Origin of the sequence: Sulfuricurvum sp. (genome assembly GCF_049587615.1) — a bacterium.
Classification (GTDB): domain Bacteria; phylum Campylobacterota; class Campylobacteria; order Campylobacterales; family Sulfurimonadaceae; genus Sulfuricurvum.
The window spans coordinates 1-1,634 of the sequence record NZ_JBAVEF010000006.1; the positions used below are offsets into that span (position 1 = coordinate 1).

Genomic DNA, 1,634 nt, shown 5'->3' on the forward strand with positions numbered 1-1,634 from the left:
CCCTCAGCGTGTTCGAGGAGACGGGACCCGGCGGACTGCGGGTCTGGTCGTTCGCCGGCGGCCTGTTCCTGCGCGAAAGCGTGGTCGCGGGCTACCTTGCCGATCCCGCACCGTCATTCGTGGGCGCCGTGCTGGGCCGGCTCCTCGACGATCAGCGGCCGCTGCTCACGCTCGACGAGATCCGCAGCGCGAACACGCGCGACGGGCTGCAGCTCGCCGTCTTCCCGATGCCGCTCGGGCAGTACGACTGGAACGGCCCCGAGGTGACCGAGCTGCGCAAGCTCGCGCCGCAGGCGTTCGTGCACTTCTACGGCGGCTACCGGCTGCGGGCGATCTACTACGAGGTGTTCGAGGACGTAGTCGCCGACTACCTGCGCGCGGGAGGCTACCGGCTGCTCCACGACTTCTCGGAGCGCGCAGGCACCGGCTTCCTCGGCCCCGCGTGCAGGTCGCGCATGCTGCGCCTGACCCGCGCGGAACTGCCTCCGGGAGCGATGAGCATGGCGACGCAGATGTTCGATCCGCCCGCACCGCGACTCCGGCTCACGCCGGCCGAACAGCGCATCGCGCTGCGTGCCCTCGATGGCGCTTCCGACCAGGCGATTGCCGACAAGCTCGGGCTCTCGACCGAGACCGTGCGGTCGAACTGGCGCGGCATCTACCACCGCCTCGCCGCGGTGCTGCCGGTGATCGACGCGCCGCAACGCTCCGGCAACGGCTCGATCCGCGGGCTCGAGAAGCGTCGCATCGCAGTCGATTACCTGCGCCAGAACCTGCACGAGCTGCGGCCGGTCGAGCGGGTATCACGGGCGCGTTGACGCCCGCCGGACGCGCCGCCGCCGCGCACGTCAGCGGTTCAGCACCTGCGGGAGCCACAGCGACAGCTCGGGCAGGTAGGTGATCACGGCCAGCGCGGCCACCAGCGCCCCGACGAACAGCCAGATCTCGCGCGCGATCTGGCCGAGGTGGGTGCGCGACACCGCGCTCGCCACGAACATCAGCACGCCGACCGGCGGGGTGATCTGGCCGATCACCAGGTTGACGAGGAGCACGATGCCGAAGTGCACGAGGTCGATGCCCACCGCGTTGAGCAGGGGCAGGAGGATCGGCACGAGGATGATCATGATCGCCAGCGTCTCCATGAACATGCCTGCGATCAGCAGCACGATGTTCAGGATGAGCAGGATCGCCCACGGCTCGCTGGTGATGGAGGTGAGCAGGGCCGTGACCTTCTGCGGGGCCTCCTCGATGCCGAGAATCCAGCCGAACGGAGCGGCGCACGCCGCGATCACCAGGATCGTCGCCGTCTCCTTGGCCGTGGCGAGCAGGATGGCCGGCAGCTTGGCAAAGGACAGCGTGCGGTAGATCACCAGCCCGACCACGAAGGCATACGCCGCTGCCACCGCGGCGATCTCGGTGGCCGTGAACACGCCCATGCGAAAGCCGACGAGGATCAGCACCGGCATCGCCAGCGCCCAGAATGCGCGGCGGAACTCCTGCCACAGGCGCGAGCCGCTGAACCGCTCGTCCTTGGGGAAGCCGCGCTTGTGCGCCGCCCAGGAGATCACGGCCATCATCGCCCCGGCCATCACCACGCCGGGGATCAGGCCGGCGATGAAGAGGTCGCCCAGGGA

The 1,634-nt window shown here is 69.6% G+C and carries 2 protein-coding genes; one reads left to right on the top strand and one right to left on the bottom strand.

Features of this window, described 5'->3' with window-relative positions; translation table 11 throughout:
• The coding region (locus tag WB308_RS00355) for a hypothetical protein (RefSeq protein WP_424187853.1) at nt 1-818 on the top strand (818 nt) is incomplete at its 5' end.
• Nucleotides 819-848: 30 nt separating this feature from the next.
• Here the strand turns inward: WB308_RS00355 and WB308_RS00360 are convergent.
• A partial coding sequence (locus tag WB308_RS00360; RefSeq protein WP_424187855.1) for a TRAP transporter large permease occupies nt 849-1,634 on the bottom strand: 786 nt, incomplete at its 5' end.